Here is a 20,249-nt window from a genome sequence, read left to right on the forward strand (position 1 = left end):
CTCAGCTCACCAGACTCCGGACCAGCCGCGCCCCCTGGCGCAGCGAAAGTCCCGGCAAATAGGCGCGGGTCAGAGCGCGTCCGATTGCCGGCAACTGCAGAGAGTCCTGGTAATACAGGTAGAGTGCGCGGTATTCGGGCTTGAAACGCGATTTGAAGGCCGCCAGCGAGCGGAAGCCGTAGACAGGTTCAAGCGCGTGGCCCACCACATCAAGTATCCGGACCAGGTTCTCCGCCGGATCCGGAGCGTCCTGCTCTTCCCCGTCCCGGGGATGCTGCGCAAGCGGCGAGCCGGAGAGCGATATGACTTTCACGGAGTCCCGCAACTCCAGCACTGCGGAGGCAATCAGGAACTCCATCACCCCTGGAAATCCTTCATCAGCCCGACGCATCACATCCAGCGTCCGGCTGACCACCTTCCCGTCGTCGTAAACGGGCAGCCAACTGGTGACCCCGTGAACGGTGCCTTCGCCGTCAACGGCCAGGCAGCACAGCACCTCGTCATCCATCAGTTCATCAATGCCGCCGAGCGTGAAACCCATTTCGGGAATGGTTTTTGCAGCCGCCCACTCCTCCGACACTTCGCTCAGCCGGGCGCGCAGGTCCGCCGGGAGTCCGTGGTAGGTCCCCCAAACGGCTTTGACGCCTATTTTGGCTGCCCGGTTCAGCGCTGTCCGGACGTTCTGCCATTCCTTGCCCTTGAATTCGAGCTCCTGGATGGCAAGCCTTGTTTCCTGTGCCACGGCTACCCGCTGGAAGCCGCGCCGCTGAAGCAGCGGCCACAATGTGTTGTCGCAGGAATAGAAGGCCGGAATGAGGGCGCCGCTGGCACAGTAGTCAAGGAATTCTTCGGCAGTCCGCAACCGGGCGTCTGCGGCACCGAAGGGACCTGCAAGGGTCAGGGCAACGTTGCCGTGCTGCTGGTAGGCTACAGCGCCACGTCCGTCCGGGCTGAACCAATAGCGGTTAGGCTCCCAGAGAGCCATCCACGACAAGGAATCGCCGCCCTGGTGGAGGAGCTTCCGGGCCTTGGCCCTGTCATCATGCCCGGAATCGCTGCCATGGTGCCGGCCCAGGAGCACGGACCATACCCCGGCCAGCGCCACGAGCCAGAAGACCGGTCCGGCATAGCCGAAGATCAGGGACTCCAGGCTGTTGCGGTCGGCAAACACACGACGGTACAGGTTGGGAAGCGGCACGGGGAGGTACTGCCGGGACAACTCCGCCAGCAGGCCCAGCAGTCCGCCGTCACGTGTCATTCCACCGGCCCCGAACCATGCCACGGTGTAGCTCCCGGCAAGGAAAAGCCAGACACCGCCGACGACGGCGACGAGTTTGCGGCGGGCGCTCGGCACTGTCTCCACCCGGAATTGCCTTCGGTTGGTCCACAGCAGCACGGCGAGCAGGAGGGGCACGATCACCAGCGGCAGGATGTGGGCAAACCCGGAACCCATCGAGGAGGTATGCGGACGGGACGCGTAATGCGGTATCAGGGCAAAAAGGGCCAGATAGACAGCAGCCAGGGCGGTGACGGCCAGCTGGATTGCCAGGGTGATCCGCAGCGCCATCCTGCGGCCGCGGCGCATGCCGTCGGCACAGATCAGCAGCAGGACAACGGGCACCACAGCCACAGCCAGTCCGAACGGTCCGGTGAACCCCGTCCGTCCCACCTCCAGGCACGACGCCTCAACTGTCGGCCCGCAGTTGGCTTCGAGCTGGCCAAGCGTGGGCACAGGATTCAGCACCACGTCCCGGAGCAGAGCCAGCGGACCTGTCGGGGTGCGGGCCACTGCCGTCAGGATGGGCCCCACCGCAAAAACAGCCACCGTCAGGGCCAGGAGGTTCCTGGTCTCACGGCCTGTGGAGCGCGGCGCATGCAGATGGCCGAGGTCCCCCTGGTGCCACCAGCTGGCGGCGAGGCCAAGAACGGCTCCGATCAGGCCAATGACCGTTTCCGGATGCCCCACGTACAGGACCAGCAGGAGGGCAACGGAGAGCACGGCTGTCCGCAGCCGGCGGCGCCAGAGGAGCGGGAGATGGCCACTGGCCGCCAGCGAAACAGTCAGGACAGCGGCGTAGGGCCCGATCAGGCTGTAGTCCGCCATGAGCCCCAGCCAGCCGTCTCCCGCATAACGGGCCAGCTGCGTCACGAGCAGGAACACCGAGACGGCGGCGAACTGGCCGCACAGGAATATGGCACCCGTGCGAAGCGGTCCCAGGCTCCGCTCGGCCAGGCCCATCAGCAGCAGGATCATCAAGGACGCCACCAGATAGGCCAGGGGATTGGTGGCAAAGAAGAGGGAGGTGAACAGCGCCCACCAGGCGCCGCTCCGCAGCCCTGGGGCGCTGACGCCGGCGAGGGGCAGAAGCTCCACCGGCGGACCGCTGAGGTAACTCCCGGTGCCGGCCCCGACGGCCAGGAAGATTCCCAGGGTACAGAGCGTCAGCGGCACTGAACGCAGGTAGGCCCAGAACTTCCGGGCAGTCGGCAACCCGACAGTTGACCAAAGCAGAGCAGGTGCACGGACCTCATTCAGAGCCCTCACTTCTGCCACCCCCACTGCGCGGCCAGGAGTTCGAGCCCCTTGGTCAGGCCCGGACTGAGCATGTCCCATGAATGACCGACGCGCGGGACCTCGTCAGCCCCCACCGTGAAGCCGGCCTCCCGGGCAGCCGCACTGAGCGTCCGAAGGTTGGCCACGAACTCCGGATCGGTGGCGCCTGCCGCGAAGTAGGCCACACTGCCGGGGTACTGCCGCTCACTCATCAACGTCAGCGGCACCTGGGCGTCAAATGCACCGGTGTCGCCATTGAACGCTGCATCAACAGTCTTCTGGCGTTCCTTTGCCAGTGACGGCTCCCTCTCGCTGGCGAAAGCAAGGACGCCTGCATACAGTTCCGGGTGGCGGGTGCCCATCTGGATGGCGCACGTGGCACCGAAACTGAACCCGCCAACCGCCCAATGCCGGTGGTCGGCATCAATGTCAAGATTGCCAGCAATCCATGCCGGCACATCAACGGACATGTAGGTGTCAGCCTTGGCCAGGGCGCTGTCCATGCATAAGTAGTTCGCGGACTGGCTGCCGTTGGGGTCCACCACCACCACCACGGGTGCCACTCCCCCATGCTCCGCCGCGAAACTGTCCATGCGACGCTGCAGCGACCCCCCGGTCAGCCAGTCGGCGGGGCCGCCGGGCTGGCCCGGAACCAGCACCAGGACGGGGAGGCTCGGACGGTTTGACGCGAAGTAGGCAGGCGGCAGGTAAATGTAGGAGTCGCGCGTCTGCAGGCCGGAGGCCGTTGCCGGAATGGAGGCGGTCCGCAGCGCGCCGTCGGGGGGAAGGTCACCGGCAGGCTTCCAGCCGGACAGGGGCTGGGCGGTGCCGCCGGACTGGCGTGTCAGCTCCTGCTCGAGCGGTGGAATGCGGGAAAGGGCCGTCCCGGTAAGGTCCGCCACCGTCCTGTTGAGGCCAAAATAGGCGTTGATCTGCACGGCCCCGAGCAGTATCACAGCCAGCAGGGCAACCCCGTCCAGCGTACGGCGGCGCCATGATCCCGCGGGGAGCCTCAGCAGCAGCAGCAACAGTGCCACTACGGCGGTATACACCCAGGCCAGGACGTCAAACGGAAGTTCATCAGGGAAAGCGGAAGTCAGGTAGATGAGGATCCAGTGGACCAGGAGGACCATGCCGGCTGCTACGGCCAGGGCGGCGGCAACGCTGAGGAACCAGCGACGGCGGGTCAGGGGGCGCGGGCGGAGGATCAAGTACCCGCCGGCAGCCACGCCAAGGACCCAGGCCGCCCAGTACACCGGGCCGTCCGTCAACCTGATATCGGCAATCCAGTCCACGTGCCTAGCGCCAGGTACCTACGCCGACGACCGGCCCGGCTTCGAGCCACGAGGACAGTCCTGTGTAAGCATCGAATTTCATGGCCAGCCGAAGGTCCTGGCCTTCATACCGCAATTCAACGATCACGACGTCGGGCTGGACCTTCACTGCCTCAGCTTCAGTGGGCTTACGGCGGCCGAGCAGTTCCAGGGAACTGCGCTTGAATTTGTGTTTGGGGCGGACGCTCAACGAGAGCAGCCGGAACCACTCAAGATCGTTGTCCTGGTAACGACAAACCCCCATCTGCCAGCTGTTTCCAGCTACGCAAATGGAGGCGTCCGCCGTCCCGAGGGCGCGCCGCAGGTTGAAGCGGCGCACCCCGGAAAGGCACAGTGCAATAATCAGCAATCCGAAGGCGATTGCCAGTGCGATGAACGTAAGCGTCGGAGCGTCCATCAGGGTCGTGCTAGCGGATCCCAGCAGTAGCCGCGTCACCCAGTTGGGCGTTGTCAGCAACAATCACCACGCGGTTGTTGTCGACGGAGAAGAATCCGCCGTCAACAGTTACGGCAATGCGGTCCCCTGAAACCGGCTCGATGGCCAGTTCACCTTCGGCCAGGATCGCCAGCAGGGGCGAGTGGCCGGGCAGGATTCCGATTTCACCATCGCTGGTGCGGGCCTTGACCATCTTGGCCGCTCCGGACCACACGAAGTGATCCGCTGCGACAATCTCAACCTCAAGCTCAGCCATATTACTTGGTCTGTTCCTGGATCTTGGCCCACTGGCGCTCAACGTCATCCAGGCCGCCGACGTTGAAGAACGCCTGCTCTGCAATGTGGTCGAGGTCGCCGTCGCAGATGGCAGTGAAGCCTTCAATAGTGTCCTTGATGGCAACCGTAGAGCCTTCGACGCCGGTGAACTGCTTGGCGGTGTAGGTGTTCTGGGAGAGGAACTGCTGGATACGGCGTGCACGCGACACGACGATCTTGTCCTCTTCCGAGAGCTCATCGACACCGAGGATGGCGATGATGTCCTGGAGTTCCTTGTTCTTCTGCAGGATCTGCTTCACACGGACAGCCGTGTTGTAGTGATCCTTGCCGATGTACTGGGGATCCAGGATTCGGGAAGTCGACGTCAGCGGGTCAACGGCCGGGTACAGACCACGGGAGGCAATTTCACGGGAAAGTTCCGTGGTTGCATCGAGGTGTGCGAAGGTCGTGGCCGGGGCCGGGTCGGTGTAGTCATCTGCGGGAACGTAGATGGCCTGCATCGAGGTGATGGAGTGGCCCTTGGTGGACGTGATGCGCTCCTGGAGGAGTCCCATCTCGTCTGCCAGGTTGGGCTGGTAGCCCACAGCCGAAGGCATGCGGCCGAGGAGGGTGGAAACCTCGGAACCTGCCTGCGTGAAGCGGAAGATGTTGTCGATGAAGAGCAACACGTCCTGGTTCTGGACATCGCGGAAGTATTCCGCCATGGTCAGGGCAGAAAGGGCCACGCGAAGACGCGTTCCCGGCGGCTCATCCATCTGGCCGAATACAAGGGCGGTGTCCTTGAGGACGCCCGCCTCTTCCATTTCAACCCAGAGGTCGTTGCCCTCACGGGTACGCTCGCCGACACCGGCGAATACGGAAGTACCACCGAAGTTGCGGGCAACACGGGTGATCATTTCCTGGATCAGGACGGTCTTGCCAACACCGGCGCCGCCGAAGAGGCCGATCTTTCCACCCTTGATGTACGGGGTGAGGAGGTCGATGACCTTGATGCCGGTTTCCAGCATCTCGGTGGAGCCTTCAAGGGTTGCGAAGGCAGGTGCCTTGCGGTGGATCGGCCAGTAGTCCGAAGCCTGGATCTCGGACTCGTCAACGTCGAGGGGCTTGCCCAGCACGTTGAAGATGTGACCCTTGACGCCGTCGCCAACGGGCACGGTGATGGGCGAACCGGTGTCCACAACGCTGGTACCGCGGACGAGTCCGTCGGTGGCCTGCAGGGAGATGGCGCGAATGAGGTTGTCACCGAGGTGCAGGGCAACCTCGAACGTGACGGTCTTGGTTTCACCGTTGAGAGTAATCTCCGTGGTGAGGGCGTTGTAAATCGAGGGGATTGCGTCAGCCGGGAATTCGACGTCGACAACCGGGCCAATAACACGGGCAATACGGCCGGTAGCACCGGACGTTGCTGCTACGTGTTCGGTAGCGGTGGCAGTCATCTCTCTCACTTCACTCAGTAGATGGCGTGGGGTTTAAGTTTGTTCTTTGGTGCAGGTACTGCTGGACCGGACCGTGCTGGCTAGGACGCACTCAAGGCGTCGGCACCTGCAACGATTTCGGAAAGCTCCTGCGTAATTTCAGCCTGGCGGGCAGTGTTGCGCAGACGCGTGTACTTCTTGATGAGGTCCGTGGCGTTGTCACCCGCGGACTTCATCGCCCGCTGACGGGCTGCGAGCTCGGAAGCTGCTGCCTGCAACATGGCGGCGAAAATACGTGACTCGATGTAGCGCGGAAGCAGAGCATCAAGAACCTGCTCAGTTTCCGGCTCGAATTCATAGAGCGGCAGGAGGTCCGACTCGGACGCAGCCTTCTCTTCGACAACCTCGAGGGGAAGCAGACGGATGACAGTAGGTTCCTGCGTCACCATGGACTTGAAGCGGGTATAGACAACATGGATCTCGTCAACGCCACCCTCTTCGTATGCGGTGGCGAAGTCCTCCAGCAGTGCAGCACCAACCTCGCGTGCAACTTCGAACACCGGGGCGTCCGTGTTGCCGGTCCAGCCGCGCTCGAAGGCACGGTTCCGGAAATCGAAGTACGCCTGCGCCTTGCGGCCCATCACGTAGGTCTTGACTTCCTTGCCCTCCTCGTGGAGCAGCTCAATCAGGCCTTCAGCCTGCTTGAGTACCGTCGCGGAGTAGGATCCTGCAAGGCCTCGGTCAGCGGTGATGATCAGGACGGCGGCGCGGCGGATCTGTGCCGGCTCGGTGACCAGCGGGTGGTCGATCTCGCTCTGGCTTGCCACAGCAGAAACGGCACGCGTGATCGCGTTTGCGTAAGGCAGTGAAGCCGCTACGCGTGCGCGGGCCTTGCCGATGCGCGAGGTAGCGATCAGTTCCATCGCCTTGAAGATCTTGCGCATCGACGTGGTCGAGCTGATCTTCTGGCGGTAGACCCGAATCTGGGCTCCCATACTTTTCCTTTCCTAAGATCCCGATGGCCGGGACTGCCGGAAACCCGAAGGGCCTCCGGCAGTCCCTGCCAGCGAAACTAGCGCTTCTGCTTGACGATTTTTTCCTGGTCGACCTGAGCCTCGTCGATGGCTTCGTGCTCCTCGTGGCCGGCACCTACCAGGAGGTTGTCACCCTGGCCGAAGAAGCCCTTCTTGAAGGACACGATCGCGGTCTTCAGTGCTTCAGCGGTGTCATCGTCCATGACGTTGGTCTGCGCCAGCGTGGTCAGGATGGAGGACTTGTGCTTGAGGTGCTCCAGGAACTCGGTCTCGAAGCGGTTGATGTCCTCAACCGGGACCTCATCAAGGTGGCCGTTGGTACCGGCCCAGATGGACACGACCTGGTTCTCAACCGGGAACGGTGAGTACTGGCCCTGCTTGAGCAGTTCCATGAGGCGCGCACCGCGGGTCAGCTGCTGGCGCGATGCGGCGTCGAGGTCCGACGCGAACATTGCGAAAGCCTGCATGTCACGGTACTGGGCCAGTTCCAGCTTCAACGTGCCGGAAACCTTCTTCATGGACTTCACCTGTGCAGCGCCACCCACGCGGGAGACGGAGACACCGACGTCCACGGCGGGACGCTGGTTGGCGTTGAAGAGGTCCGACTGCAGGAAGATCTGGCCATCGGTAATGGAGATCACGTTGGTCGGGATGTACGCCGAGACGTCGTTGGCCTTGGTTTCGATGAGCGGCAGGCCGGTCATCGAACCCGCACCGAGCTCATCGGAGAGCTTGGCACAACGCTCCAGCAGACGGGAGTGCAAGTAGAAGACGTCACCCGGGTAGGCTTCGCGTCCCGGCGGACGGCGCAGCAGCAGCGACACAGCGCGGTAGGCCTCAGCCTGCTTGGAGAGGTCATCGAACACGATCAGGACGTGCTTGCCGCCGTACATCCAGTGCTGGCCGATAGCCGAGCCGGCGTACGGTGCCAGGTACTTGAATCCTGCGGGGTCAGACGCGGGGGAAGCCACAATGGTGGTGTATTCCAGTGCGCCGTTGTCCTCGAGTGTCTGGCGGACAGCAGCGATCGTGGATGCCTTCTGGCCGATTGCCACGTAGATGCAGCGCACCTGCTTGTTGACATCCCCTGAAGCCCAGTTGGCCTTCTGGTTGATGATGGTGTCGATGGCGATAGCCGACTTGCCGGTCTGGCGGTCACCGATGATCAGCTGACGCTGTCCGCGGCCGATCGGGATCATGGCGTCGATAGCCTTCAGACCGGTCTGCATCGGCTCGTGAACCGACTTGCGTGCGGTCACGCCGGGCGCCTGGAGTTCCAGGGCACGGGTGGTTTCGGCCTTGATCTCGCCAAGGTCATCGATGGGCTGGCCCAGCGGGTCAACCACGCGGCCGAGGAAGGCGTCGCCTACCGGTACGGACAGGACCTGTCCGGTGCGGTGGACTTCCTGGCCTTCTTCGATTCCCGTGAAGTCACCGAGGATGATGACACCGATTTCGCGGACGTCGAGGTTCTGGGCCAGGCCCAGGGTGCCGTCTTCGAAGCGAAGCAGCTCGTTCGCCATGACCGAGGGAAGGCCCTCAACACGGGCGATGCCGTCACCTGCGGTCGTTACACGGCCGACCTCTACGCGCTCAGCGTTTCCGGGTTCGTAGGACGCCGCGAACTCGTTCAACGCAATACGGACGTCGTCGGCGTTGATGGTCAATTCGGCCATCTGCAGTCCCTGCTCTCCTGTTTTCGTGATCATCGTTGCTCACGATGACCGGGGTTTCGTTTCGTTAAGTTGTGCTTGTCCGGCTAACCGGCCAGTTGACGCTGAAGCTGGCCCAGCCGGGTGATAAGCGAAGCGTCGAGCACTTCGTCACCCACCTGGACACGGATTCCGCCGATCAGTTCAGGATCAACACTGATGTTGATCTTGAGCTCGCGCCCGTACAGGGCATTGAGCCCTGACTGGAGGCGTGCATACTGCGTCTCCGTGAGGGGACGCGTCACCTTGACCGTTGCAATCCAGCGCTGCTGCCGCTTGGCTGCGAGCTCGGCAAACCGGGCCACCAGCTTCGTCGGCTTGATGCCGCGTGGCTGTGAAACTGCCTGGCCAATGAGGACCTTTGCTTCCTCACTTGAGCCGGGCACCAGCTTCTCCGCCAAGCTGATCTTCGCTGCAGCACTGGCCTGCGGCTCCGACAGAGCACGTTGTACCTCGTGGTTGGAGGCAACGGCGTGGTTGAAGGAGAACAGATCGTTCTCCAGTTCTTCCAGCCCAGAGAGTCCGGAGGCAGAAACGGCCGACTTGTTTTCAGCAACGGCTATGACCACCGTTGCGGCAAGCGTCTCGAGTGCATCGCCGATATCCCGGGCCGATGCCCAGCGTGAGCTGGCCAGTCCGGCCGCGATATCCGCAGCATCAGCGGAGACTTTTCCGCCAACAAGCTGCTTGACCAGCGCCGACTTTTCGTCACCATTGCGGGACGGGTCAGTCAGGGCGCGGCGCAAGCCAGCCGAGCTGTCCACCGTTCCCAGGATTCCGAAGAGTTCCTTTGCCAACTGCAGCGAGGCAAACGGAAGCTGGGCTTCCAGTTTGGTCAGCGCCGTGGTCAGCGATTCGCTCGATACACCTGACATTACTTAGCTGCACCTGCGTTCTGGTTCTCCAGATCTGCAAGGAAGCGGTCAACAACGCGGGCGGAACGCTCGTCATCGTTGAGCGCCTCGCCAACGATGCGGCCTGCCAGCGTAGTGGCCAGCGTGCCTACCTCGGAGCGCAGCGACACAACTGCGGCCTGGCGCTCCGATTCGATCTGCACGTGTGCCTGGGCTGTGATGCGTGCAGACTCTGCAGCTGCCTTCTCCTTCAGGTCCGCAAGGATCTGGGCGCCTTCGGCACGGGCTTCCTCGCGGATGCGGTTGGCTTCCGCGCGGGCATCATTGAGCTGCTGCTTGTACTCTTCGAGGGCAGCGGATGCTTCCGCCTGGGCCTTTTCAGCCTTGGCGATACCGCCTTCGATTGCCTCAGCGCGCTCTGCAAACGTCTTCTCGAACATCGGGACAATGAACTTGACCACGATGAACATGAGGACAGCAAAGCCGACGAGGACAACGCCCATTTCCCAGACGTTGGGTACCAGTGGGTTAGCCTCAGTGGCAGCTGAGATGATCACCTGGTTCATAATTCACCCGTCCTTATCTACTCGGTCTTGGATGTTCGCTTGGTTCTGAAGTCAGACTTAGAGAACGAAAGCGAAGACCAGGCCGAGGATGGCGAGGGCTTCAGTCAGCGCGAGGCCGAGGAATGCGATCGGCTGCAGGACGCGCTGGGCTTCCGGCTGACGTGCGACGCCGTTGATGTAAGCGGCGAACACGAGACCAACACCGATACCACCGCCGATTGCGGACAGACCGTAACCTACGAGGTTGAGATTGCCTTCCATTTTATTCCTTTCAAGATGCCATCTATGTGGCAGGTTGTTTGGTTTGCTTCATCCCCGCAAGGGGAAGTTTGTGGATGCCTAGTGGCTGTCCGCGTGCAGAGCGCCTTCGATGTAGATGGCGGTAAGCAGCGTGAAGACGTAGGCCTGGAGCGCCATGATCAGCGCCTCCAGCATGTACATGGCGATAGCGCCGCCAAGGACGAGGAGCGAAGTGCCCTTGAGCAGGATGTTCTCCTGCATGATGAGGTACTCGATGCCGGAGCCTGCAATCATGACGATCAGGTGTCCGGCCAGCATGGTGGCAAACAGACGGAGGCTGTGCGTGACCGGCCGGACGAGGAAGTTGGAGATGATCTCGATCGGGATGATCAGCGGAAGGATGTAGACCGGTACGCCGGAGGGTACGGTGGCCAGCTTGAAGTACTTCAGGCCGTTCTTCCGGATGCCGATGGCAATCCAGGTGACGTAAACAATGCCCGCAAGGACATAGGCGCCGCCGACGTGCGAGAAGCTCGGGAGCTGGAGCACGGGAATGGCGCCGTAGATGTTGTTTACGAGGATAAAGAAGAAGAGGCTGAACAACAGCGGCACATACTTCATGAAATCTTTGCCGCCGATAATGTCCTTGGCGATGCTGTTACGCACAAAGCCGTAGGCCATTTCACCAGCGAACTGGAGCTTGCCGGGGACAAGCTGCTGCTTACGGGCAGCTAGCAGAAAGAATGTAGCGATAATGACGACCGACAGGATAACCAGCAGCATCTGCTTGGAGAATCCGTCCGCCACCCCCCACGGCAGGATTGCCGGCAGGTGCATTTCTTCAATTCCTGGAGGAGTAAACTCTCCAGAATCTTGGGCCGGGAGCGCAAGCGCGATCAACGCGTTTCCTCTCTGCAGTGTCCATCATTGGGCGTATGTCGGGGACCGGCGGGTTTTCGCTCCGCAGTTCCCCCTGTGAAATTATTTGGCATTAGTGTTTCCGTCTGCGGACGGGCCGCTCCCTGCGTCGCTCTTACCGGAAGTGTTTCTTGAACTGGTAAGGCCATGCATGTGGGAAAGATAGAAACCTCCGACAGCTCCAAGCAGAGCGCCTGCGAGCACGATCCAGCGGGTTCCCCACAGATAATCCAGACCCCACCCTATCAAACTCCAGACGATGATTCCGCCAATTATGTAGCTGAAGACGGCCATCCCGGCGTTGTATCCGCCGTCACTGTTTTCCGCAGATACCCCGGGTGTGGAGGCGGTGGTTTTGGAGCTGCCGGCACCTTTTCCGGGCGTGTGCTTCGACTCAGGCATTGCGGGTATCCTCGGCTTCCGGGTCGTTGTAGATCTGCAGCCGGGCCCTGCTGAACGCATATAGCTCGGCCGCCTGCCACACGACCACCGTGGCAACTGCCCCAATGACGAACCACCGGCTGTTCAGCCAGGCGGGCGCCCCCAGCACCAGAAGCACGACGGCGAAGCCCACAACTTTGATGAAGTAGGTCGCCACGAACATGCCGATTGCGCCTGAAGGATTGCTGCGGCCCACGAAGTGGCCAACCAGGAGGCTGACGGCGAAGAAGAGCATCACCAGCAGGCCGCCAAAGATGGACGACAGCGCAGCCGCTGCCCCGTCCAGAAGGAGGGCAGCAAGGCTGGTGAGCAGCAGGGCGCCTCCCCCGGCCACCGAACTGACGGCCAGAAGGCGCAACCACAAGGATTTTGTGGGACCTGAGACACCAACGGGTCCGGAGCCGGACGTTGGTCCGGGTTCGGCGTTGGAGGTCATGAGATCCCAATCGTCGAGGGTGTTTGCTGGATTAAAGGTCGCGGCGAAGTGCCGCACCTGAATTCTACACGAGATAGAACATGGCGGCGCCCCGGTAGGCGTCGCGCGGCCCCGCAGCCTAGGACACCGGCGCCCGGGTGACCTTCCGGCGCCGACGGAAGCGCCGTATCAGGTCCGGCGAAACGAGATAAAGCGCCAGGACGGCGAGACTTACGGCGACACACAGCACCACGGTGGGCAGCGCTGCAGTGGCGGCAATGAAGCTGAGCACGATGAGAACGGCTGTGCAGGCAGCGACCGTGCCGGCCGACTGCAGGTGTGAAAAGCCGACGTCGGTCAGCCGCTGGTAAACGTGCTCGCGGTGGGACGCGTACCACCGTTCCCCCGCGCTGATCCTGCGCAGCAGCGTATAGCCGGTGTCGGCCACGTAAACCAGGATCGGGGCCAGTACGTACTCCACATAGACGCCGCTGAAGAAACCGGCTACCGCCAGGGCCGCAACCGAGGCGCCGAGCAGGTAACTGCCGACGTCGCCCAGGAAGACGGAGCCCCGGGAGAGGTTCCACGGCAGGAAACCCAGGAAGGCCATGGCCAGCACGGCGCCGCCGGCGGTCAGCCACGGCAGCCCGGTCAGCTGCCCGGCCACCGCATAGGCCGAGCCGGCGAGGATTCCATGGAAGCTGGAAATGCCGTTGACTCCGTCCATGAAGTTGGCGATGTTGATGTAGGCCGCAATGGCCAGCGCCGCCAGCGGTAGCCACCAGAAGGACTGGCCGGTGAGATAGATCAGGGCGGCAGAACCCAGGGCGCCGATCCCCAGCTGCGCGGCCGCCCGGCCACGGATGGAAAGCCCTCGGAGGTCTTCGATCCAGCCAACCACTGCGCTTGCCATAATGATCACCAGGACAACCAGGAAGACCGAGCGGTCCACCGTCACCGCCCCCAGCACGACGGCGGCCGCGTATCCGATGCCGGTGGCCAGGGAAACGGCCACCCCCATGCCCCGGATCGTGGTCCGGCCGTGCGAAGACCGGGCCGACGGAACATCCACGACGCCCATCCTGACCAGCCACGGCTTGACCGCGAACGGCAGCAGGACGCTGGCCAGCAGGGTGATGCCGGCGGCGAGCCAGACCGGCATCATGACGCCGCCCTGACGTTCTGGCCGGGTTCATCGGCTTCTTCGTCGGGGATCGATGCGATGTCGATTCCCTGCTCGGCCTCGCAGCGGGCCAGCCAGACATCAATGTCCAGCGCGGCGGGATCCTGTTCCTGGGCCCTGGTGTGCGAAATCTTCGGATGCAGGGGGCGTTGGTCCAGCTCGCCGATGCCAACGAGTTCCTCGTGAAGCTTCTCGCCAGGCCGAAGCCCGGTGTAGACGATGTCCACCTTCTTGCCGGACATGGCGATCATCCGCTGGGCAACGTCCAGGATCTTGACCGGCTCCCCCATGTCCAGGATCATTACTTCGCCGCCCCGTCCGATCGCGCCGGCCTGGATCACCAGCTGGCAGGCTTCCGGGATGGTCATGAAGAACCGGGTGACTTCGGGATCTGTGACGGTCACGGGCCCGCCGACGCGGATCTGTTCGGTGAAAAGCGGGAGCATGGAGCCGCGGCTGCCCATCACATTGCCGAACCGGACGGAGACGAATTTCCGGCCGGTCTGGCCGGCCATCCAGGCAGCCAGCTTCTCGGCGACGCGCTTTGAATGACCCAGCGCCGTCGTCGGGTTGGCTGCCTTGTCGGTGGAGATGTTCACAAAGTGCGAAACGCCGGCGTGCTCGGCCGCCCGGAGCACGTTCAGGGTGCCAAGGACGTTTGTTTTCCAGGCCTCGACCGGATACTGCTGCAACAGCGGCGCGTGTTTGAGGGCGGCGGCGTGGAAGACCACCTCGGGGCAGCGGTCCTGGAAGATCTCCCGGAGGGCGGCCCCGTCGCGGATGCTGGCCAGGACCGTGTCGCGGCCGGCGAGCAGCCCGCGGCCTGTGATGGAGATCTGGGTGTGCTGCAGTCCTGTTTCGTCGTGGTCAAGCATGATCAGTTCCGCCGGCGAAAACTGGACGATCTGGCGGCACAGCTCGGAGCCGATCGAACCGCCCGCGCCCGTGACCAGGACGCGCTTGCCCTTGATGTAGCCGGCGATCTCGTCCACTTTGATGTCCACCGGGCGTCGTCCGATCAGGTCCTCGACCGCCACATCGCGGAAATCGGAGAAACCCTCCGGGGCCCCCCGGCCCAGCATGTCCCGGAGCGGAGGCAGGACCAGCACCCTGACGTTCATGCCGGCGACGGCGTCGGAAATCCGCCGGACCACGGAAGCCTCGACATTGGCAAACGCCAGCACCAGGACGGTGGCGCGGGTGCGCCGGATGATGGCCGGCAGGTCGTCGCCGCGGCCCTGGACCTGGACCCCGGAGAGCCGCAGATGCTTCTTGCCGGGATCGTCGTCGATCAGCCCCACCGGGAAGTAGGGCGAATCGGCGTCCTGCAGCATGCGGGTCAGCAGCGAGTTGCCGAGGAAGCCCGCACCGTAGATCAGGGTGTTTTGGGCGCTGTCGCCGGGACGGTTCTTGCTCTCCGCATAGAGCCGCTTGGCGTAGCGGGCCGCCCCCATGAAGAGGCAGGCGAACGGGAACGCTATGAGCCCCACGCTGCGCCCGATCCCGATGTCTTCATAGAGTACGAGCAGGCTCAGGGTGATGGAGGCGGCCACAATCACGGTGACGAAGACCAGGGCCTTGGCTTCCTGGAAGCTGCCGAACGGATACCTGCCGCGGTACAGCGCCAGCCCGTAGCCGGCGAGTGCCTGGACCACGATGGCCAGCGCCATAATGACCATGGCACTGACAAGCTGTTCTTCGCGTACGCCCATTTCGTAGCGCAGCAGCAGCGCCAGGACGATCGCTACGACCCACGACATCGAATCGAGGAAGAGCTGGATCCAGATCCACAGCGGAGGCTTCTTCTCTTCAGGTGTTGCGGCAGGTCCGCGCGCTTCAGATTTCGTAGTCAACAGAGATTGCAACCGACTTCCACTACCACGGCGGCATGCGCCTGTTTCAAAAATTACCCGGCCGTGCACTTGCCGGAATGCAGCCGGGTCTTCCTCGATACTAATCGCTGACAGGCCGTAAACCCGGTTACGTGTCGGCGGGAGGGGCCCGGACCCCCGTTCAGATCCGGAGTCAGTCCGGTCTCCGGCCTGCCGCGGGGACCACCGGCGGCATCGGCTGCCAACTGCTGTCGGCGAGGATGGTGCGCGATTCGCGCCACCCCTGCCACAACGCACCGGCCCCCTTCAGACTGCGTTCGACCAGCACCAGCCGCACAATTTCCTTCGCATAGGTCAGGGCTGTGCCGGCGCCGAATCCGAGCCGGTTGTACTTGCCGTAAGCACGCAGGTACTGCGCCACGTGTCCCCGGTTCCGCATCACGTAGCGCCGGCTGAGGTCGGAGGAATCGTTGAGGTGGCGAAGCCCAAGATCCACTTGCCGCTGGGCCCGGACTTTCTTGATGACAAAGGCGTTCACATAGACCACCGGGGTCTGCTGTGCAGCGAGCCAGCCGTAGATGAGGTCGTCCCAGGTGATGAAGAACCGGGGGTCCGGCAGCCCTATGTTCCGGGCCAGCGTCGCCTTGATCAGCATTCCCTCGAAATTTCCGACGTTGGTGCGGAAAACCTCGGATTTGCGGAAGACATCCCCCGAAACCGGCAGGAAGACGCCGAGCGCCTCAACGAAGTGGTGCTGCCAGAAGAAAGGCTTGCCCGCCGCGTCATAGCGGCGGCCGATCATGCAGGAGTAATCGGCGGTGAACCTGTCCAGCGCCTCCACCGCCCCGGGGAGCACCTCGACGTCGTCGTCCATCAGCCACAGCCACTCGGCGCCGGCCGCAAGCGCAAGCTCGACACCGCGGGAGAACCCGCCCGAGCCGCCCACGTTCGCGGGCAGCCGCTCATACTGGATGGGCAGCCCACCGGCCGCAATGGCACGGGATACGACCTCCTCCGTGTGATCGCTGCTGGCGTTGTCCACCACCAGGATCCGGTCCGGCCGGGTGCCGAGGCGGCTGAAGGAGTCCAGCAGGTTCTGCAGGAAATCGGCACGGTTGTAGGTGACGACGACGGCGTAAAGGTTCTTCACGCCGGCCTAGCTGTTGCTGGACATCAGTTGGGCGGGCGAGCCGAAGCCCTTTCCGCGGAAGCCTGTGGAGTAGGCACCGAACCAGTGTGCCAGACCCTTGAAGTCGCCGGTCTTCAGGAAGTAATACGGGAAGCCCACAATGTCCGCGCTGAACCACCGCAGGTTCCGGTACTTGCGGGTGAGGTAGCCGCGGTTGCGGAAGTAGCAGTACCGCTTGAATTCGCCCTCGGGAATGACGGGGGTGATGAAGCCGCCGAAGAGCGGCTTCATTTCGGTCCAGGTGGCCGGGTGCTGGACGGCGACGGTGGCGAGGGTTCCGTACTTGAGGCCGGCCTTCTTGACCCGTGAGAGGAAATCGACCTCATCGCCGCGGATGAAGAACTTCACGTCGGGGATGCCGATCCTGTAGAACACTTCCGTGCGGATCAGGGCGCCGTTGAAGAAGTGCACCATGTCCGGCAGGTAGCCCATCGGGGCCAGCCGGGAGCGGTCGTTGGTCAGCAGGCCGTTGATCCGGAAGTTGAACGAGAGCCGGTTGGGATCCGCCGTGGCGGCAACGAGCGGGCTGATGATATCGAGCTGGTGTTCCTCCGCGGATTTGAGCAGCTCGGCGAGGCAGGTCGCATCCTCAGGGTGGCCGTCGTCGTCCATCATCCAGATCCACTCCGCGCCGCTGGCCATGGCGGCCAGGATTGCGTAGGCGAATCCCCCGGCCCCGCCGAGGTTTGCCTCGGAGCGAAGGTAATTGATGTTGTCCCCGCCGGCTTTGACGACGTCGGTGGCCGGGACGGTGCCCGAGTCCACCAGCGCGATGGAGTGGATGGGGGCGGTCTGCTCGGCCAGCCCCTTCAGGAGGAGCGTAAGTTCCTCGTGCCGGTCAAAGGTTACTGCCGCGACGGCGACTTTGGGCTGCATGTCAGTTCCTCGGTGAATCGTCGACGGCGGTCGTGGCACTGTTTTCGACGGCCGGCGTTTCTGTGGTGCTGTCCTCAGCGGCCGGAACTTCTTCCGCCGGTTCCTCGGCCATCGGGATCTCGCCGAGTCCGAGGACGCCGGGGACGTGTTCGCGGAGCTGATCCAGGGACACTGCGCCGTTGCGCACCACCCGCAGGAGGGGTCCGGTGGCGTCCACGATGGTGGACGGCACGGCTTCAGTTCCTTCCACCGGCCGGAAGCCGCCTTCGAGGTAGACCTCCACGGATTCGGCGAGCTGCTCGCGTGCCTCCGCGGCTGTCTGTGCCGGGGCGTGGCCGGTCCGGTTGGCAGAGGACACAGCCAGCGGACCGGTCAGCGTCAGGAGTTCCTGTGCGACCTCATCGGCGGGCATCCGGAGGGCAACTGTCCCGCGGGTCTCGCCGAGGTCCCAGTCCAGGGACGGCTGGGCGTGCAGGATCAGGGTCAGGCCGCCGGGCCAGAAGGCCTCAGCGAGTTTGCGGGCATCGGCCGAAATATCCGTGGCGAGTCCGTCCAGTGCGTTGATCCTGGGGATGAGCACCGGCGGAGGCATGGTGCGGCTGCGCCCCTTGGAGACCAGCAGCATGGTCACGGCCTGCGGCGAAAAGGCGTCAGCAGCAATCCCGTAGACGGTGTCAGTGGGAAACACCACGCACTTCTTTTCGTTGATGGCGCGCTGGGCATGTTCCAGCCCCAGGGCACGCTGATCCTCTGAGGTGCAGTTGTAGGTTGTGGTCACTGGCCTATTCTTTCATCACTCGTTGTGCGGTCCGGCAAGCACTGCGCTGGTGGCGCGTTCCTTGCCGTTGAGGTCCAGGTGCGTGGTGATCTCCGTCCAGACACCGGTCCGCTTCATCATTCCGGCGATCCAGGCGGACTGGATTTCCGCGTGTTCCATCACGAAGTACCCACCCGGAACCAGCAGCCGGGCAGCCGAGGCGGCCGCCGCCGTCGGAAGTTCCATGCCGTCCGCTCCCCCGCCGTACAGTGCTTCAGGGGGATCGTGGAGTGCCACTTCGGGTTCGTTGGGGATTGCCTCGGAGGGGATGTACGGCGGATTGGAAACCACGACGTCGAAGGTCCCGTTGAGTTCGGGCAGCGCGTTCCGCATGTCCCCCAGGACGAGCTTCACGCCCAAGGGAGCGAGGTTCTTTGCTGCCCAGGCGTGGGCGAAGGGGCTGAACTCCACGGCATGCACTTCCGCGCCCGGAACCTCGTGCGCGAGGGAGCCGGCAATCGCACCGGACCCCGTACCCAGGTCCACGATCCGGGGGTGGGCCACGCCTTTGACATGGTCAATGACCAGCTGGACCACTGATTCTGTTTCCGGCCGCGGGATGAACACGCCAGGCCCGACGGCCAGTTCGAGGTAACGGAAATGCGCGACGCCGGTGATGTGCTGCAGCGGGATCCGCCGGGCGCGCTCGGCAATCAGTTCCGCGTACCCAGCAGGTGCCGGCGAGTCCCCCAGCATCATCGCCCGCAGGCGGCCAAGCCCCACACCGAGGAGGTGGTCGGCCAGCAGTTCCGCGTCGACGCGGGGGCTGGGAACCCCGGCGTCGCGCAGGATGGCTGTGGCCTCGCTGACCGCAGCCGCGAGGGACTGTCCGGACCCCGGTGCCGTGGGCTCGCTTGTCACAGTAACTCAGTTGTCACAGGGTCCGGCTATTCGCCGATGGCGTCCAGGCGTGCCTGTTCGTCCATCTCGATGGCGGACTGGATAACCGGCTCCAGGTCGCCGTTCATCACCTGGTCCAGGTTGTACGCCTTGTAGCCGGTGCGGTGGTCCGCGATCCGGTTTTCCGGGTAGTTGTAGGTGCGGATGCGCTCGGAACGGTCCATGGTGCGGATCTGCGACTTGCGCTGGGCCGAGTTCTCGGCGTCGATGATCTCCTGCTGGTGCGCCAGGATGCGGGCGCGGAGCACGCGCATGCCGGCTTCGCGGTTCTGCAGCTGGGATTTCTCGTTCTGCATGGCCACCACGATCCCGGTGGGAAGGTGCGTGATGCGCACCGCGGAGTCCGTGGTGTTCACGGACTGGCCGCCGGGACCGGAGGACCGGTATACGTCGATTTTGAGGTCGTTGGGGCTGATGTCCAGCTCTTCGGGCTCGTCGACCTCAGGCAGCACCAGGACGCCCGCAGCGGAGGTGTGAATGCGTCCTTGCGATTCGGTGACAGGGACCCGCTGCACCCGGTGCACGCCGCCCTCGAACTTGAGCCGCGCGTAGACACCCTCAGCAGGATCGTTCGAGCTGCCCTTGACGGCCATCTGGACGTCTTTGTAGCCGCCCAGATCTGATTCCGTGGCGGAAATAAGTTCAGTCTTCCAGCCGCGTGATTCCGCGTACCGGGTGTACATCCGCAGGAGGTCGCCGGCGAACAGCGCAGCTTCGTCGCCGCCCTCGCCGCCCTTGACCTCAAGGATCACGTTGCGGGCGTCGTCGGGGTCCCGCGGAATGAGCAGGCGCCGCAGCTTGGCAGAAGCAGCCTCCATGGCCGCCTCAAGCTCGGGAACCTCGGCAGCGAACTCGGGGTCCTCCCCCGCCATCTCCTGAGCAGCCGCGAGGTCATCGCGGATGGCCTCCCACTTGTGATAGGCCTCAACAATGCCGTTGAGCTGGGCGGACCGCCGCCCGAGCTTCCGAGCCAGCCGCTGGTCAGCGTAAACAGCAGGATCCCCCAGCTGCGCCTGGATAGCATCATGCTCATCAAGCAGGCCCTGTACGGACTCAAACATTTTCAAAACCTCTTTCGACTCTTTACAAGTCTAGTTACTGCAACGCGGGGTCACTTACCGCCCAATCTAAGGCGGCAGAATCATACGGTCGTTGCAACATCTGATTTCTGGAGGTTGCCATGCCGAGTGGTTTTCGGGCGCCCGATGCGCTGAAGGATGAGTTCTTTTCGCTTCTGCGGCAGGGGGTGTCGGTGAA

General features: G+C 63.4%; 20 protein-coding genes. All 20 read right to left on the reverse strand.

Annotated elements, in window-relative coordinates; all coding sequences use genetic code 11:
• Position 1 precedes the first annotated feature (1 nt).
• Positions 2 to 2,491: a bifunctional lysylphosphatidylglycerol flippase/synthetase MprF gene (locus ACS5PJ_RS03620; RefSeq protein ID WP_439433521.1), complete on the reverse strand. Its 2,490-nt coding sequence runs from the start codon at positions 2,489 to 2,491 to the stop codon at positions 2 to 4.
• Positions 2,492 to 2,541: 50 nt separating this feature from the next.
• Positions 2,542 to 3,849, reverse strand: a complete 1,308-nt coding sequence (locus ACS5PJ_RS03625) for an alpha/beta hydrolase (RefSeq protein WP_439433522.1) — start codon at positions 3,847 to 3,849, stop codon at positions 2,542 to 2,544.
• A gap of 4 nt (positions 3,850 to 3,853) precedes the next feature.
• Complete coding sequence (locus ACS5PJ_RS03630; RefSeq protein WP_439433523.1) at positions 3,854 to 4,285, reverse strand: DUF2550 domain-containing protein; 432 nt, start codon at positions 4,283 to 4,285, stop codon at positions 3,854 to 3,856.
• Positions 4,286 to 4,295: 10 nt separating this feature from the next.
• Positions 4,296 to 4,580: a F0F1 ATP synthase subunit epsilon gene (locus ACS5PJ_RS03635; protein WP_439433524.1), complete on the reverse strand. Its 285-nt coding sequence runs from the start codon at positions 4,578 to 4,580 to the stop codon at positions 4,296 to 4,298.
• A gap of 1 nt (position 4,581) precedes the next feature.
• Positions 4,582 to 6,036: a F0F1 ATP synthase subunit beta gene (gene atpD / locus ACS5PJ_RS03640; protein WP_131682607.1), complete on the reverse strand. Its 1,455-nt coding sequence runs from the start codon at positions 6,034 to 6,036 to the stop codon at positions 4,582 to 4,584.
• 80 nt (positions 6,037 to 6,116) lie between these two features.
• Positions 6,117 to 7,010 (reverse strand): F0F1 ATP synthase subunit gamma, encoded by an 894-nt coding sequence (locus tag ACS5PJ_RS03645; protein ID WP_354145899.1) that lies wholly within the window; start codon positions 7,008 to 7,010, stop codon positions 6,117 to 6,119.
• Positions 7,011 to 7,087: 77 nt separating this feature from the next.
• Positions 7,088 to 8,725, reverse strand: a complete 1,638-nt coding sequence (gene atpA / locus ACS5PJ_RS03650) for a F0F1 ATP synthase subunit alpha (protein ID WP_439433573.1) — start codon at positions 8,723 to 8,725, stop codon at positions 7,088 to 7,090.
• 83 nt (positions 8,726 to 8,808) lie between these two features.
• A complete protein-coding gene (locus ACS5PJ_RS03655; RefSeq protein ID WP_439433525.1) occupies positions 8,809 to 9,636 on the reverse strand; it encodes a F0F1 ATP synthase subunit delta in 828 nt (275 codons plus the stop codon).
• Positions 9,636 to 10,181: a F0F1 ATP synthase subunit B gene (locus ACS5PJ_RS03660; RefSeq protein WP_354145901.1), complete on the reverse strand. Its 546-nt coding sequence runs from the start codon at positions 10,179 to 10,181 to the stop codon at positions 9,636 to 9,638. Before ACS5PJ_RS03660 ends, ACS5PJ_RS03655 begins: the two co-directional genes overlap by 1 nt.
• A gap of 57 nt (positions 10,182 to 10,238) precedes the next feature.
• Complete coding sequence (atpE, locus tag ACS5PJ_RS03665) at positions 10,239 to 10,442, reverse strand: ATP synthase F0 subunit C (protein ID WP_009356484.1); 204 nt, start codon at positions 10,440 to 10,442, stop codon at positions 10,239 to 10,241.
• A 78-nt stretch (positions 10,443 to 10,520) separates the two neighbouring features.
• Positions 10,521 to 11,321, reverse strand: coding sequence for a F0F1 ATP synthase subunit A (atpB, locus tag ACS5PJ_RS03670; RefSeq protein ID WP_354145902.1), 801 nt, complete (start codon positions 11,319 to 11,321; stop codon positions 10,521 to 10,523).
• An 81-nt stretch (positions 11,322 to 11,402) separates the two neighbouring features.
• Complete coding sequence (locus tag ACS5PJ_RS03675; protein ID WP_439433526.1) at positions 11,403 to 11,741, reverse strand: AtpZ/AtpI family protein; 339 nt, start codon at positions 11,739 to 11,741, stop codon at positions 11,403 to 11,405.
• On the reverse strand, positions 11,734 to 12,216 hold the full coding sequence (locus tag ACS5PJ_RS03680) for a hypothetical protein (protein WP_439433527.1): 483 nt from the start codon (positions 12,214 to 12,216) through the stop codon (positions 11,734 to 11,736). The genes ACS5PJ_RS03675 and ACS5PJ_RS03680 overlap by 8 nt, the downstream gene beginning before the upstream one ends.
• A gap of 118 nt (positions 12,217 to 12,334) precedes the next feature.
• A complete protein-coding gene (locus ACS5PJ_RS03685) occupies positions 12,335 to 13,360 on the reverse strand; it encodes an MraY family glycosyltransferase (RefSeq protein ID WP_439433528.1) in 1,026 nt (341 codons plus the stop codon).
• Complete coding sequence (locus ACS5PJ_RS03690; protein ID WP_439433529.1) at positions 13,357 to 15,231, reverse strand: polysaccharide biosynthesis protein; 1,875 nt, start codon at positions 15,229 to 15,231, stop codon at positions 13,357 to 13,359. The genes ACS5PJ_RS03685 and ACS5PJ_RS03690 overlap by 4 nt, the downstream gene beginning before the upstream one ends.
• A 172-nt stretch (positions 15,232 to 15,403) precedes the next feature.
• A complete protein-coding gene (locus tag ACS5PJ_RS03695) occupies positions 15,404 to 16,360 on the reverse strand; it encodes a glycosyltransferase (protein ID WP_439433530.1) in 957 nt (318 codons plus the stop codon).
• 6 nt (positions 16,361 to 16,366) lie between these two features.
• The gene (locus tag ACS5PJ_RS03700) at positions 16,367 to 17,275 is read right to left on the reverse strand and encodes a glycosyltransferase (protein WP_439433531.1); all 909 of its coding nucleotides are present in this window, start codon (positions 17,273 to 17,275) and stop codon (positions 16,367 to 16,369) included.
• Position 17,276: 1 nt separating this feature from the next.
• Positions 17,277 to 18,053 carry an L-threonylcarbamoyladenylate synthase gene (locus tag ACS5PJ_RS03705; protein WP_439433532.1) on the reverse strand — a complete coding sequence of 259 codons (777 nt, stop codon included), beginning with the start codon at positions 18,051 to 18,053 and terminating at the stop codon, positions 17,277 to 17,279.
• A gap of 15 nt (positions 18,054 to 18,068) precedes the next feature.
• Positions 18,069 to 18,953 carry a peptide chain release factor N(5)-glutamine methyltransferase gene (gene prmC / locus ACS5PJ_RS03710; protein WP_439433533.1) on the reverse strand — a complete coding sequence of 295 codons (885 nt, stop codon included), beginning with the start codon at positions 18,951 to 18,953 and terminating at the stop codon, positions 18,069 to 18,071.
• A 26-nt stretch (positions 18,954 to 18,979) separates the two neighbouring features.
• A complete protein-coding gene (prfA, locus tag ACS5PJ_RS03715; protein WP_439433534.1) occupies positions 18,980 to 20,053 on the reverse strand; it encodes a peptide chain release factor 1 in 1,074 nt (357 codons plus the stop codon).
• Positions 20,054 to 20,249 lie beyond the last annotated feature (196 nt).

The organism is Pseudarthrobacter cremeus, assembly GCF_051857465.1.
GTDB lineage: Bacteria > Actinomycetota > Actinomycetes > Actinomycetales > Micrococcaceae > Arthrobacter.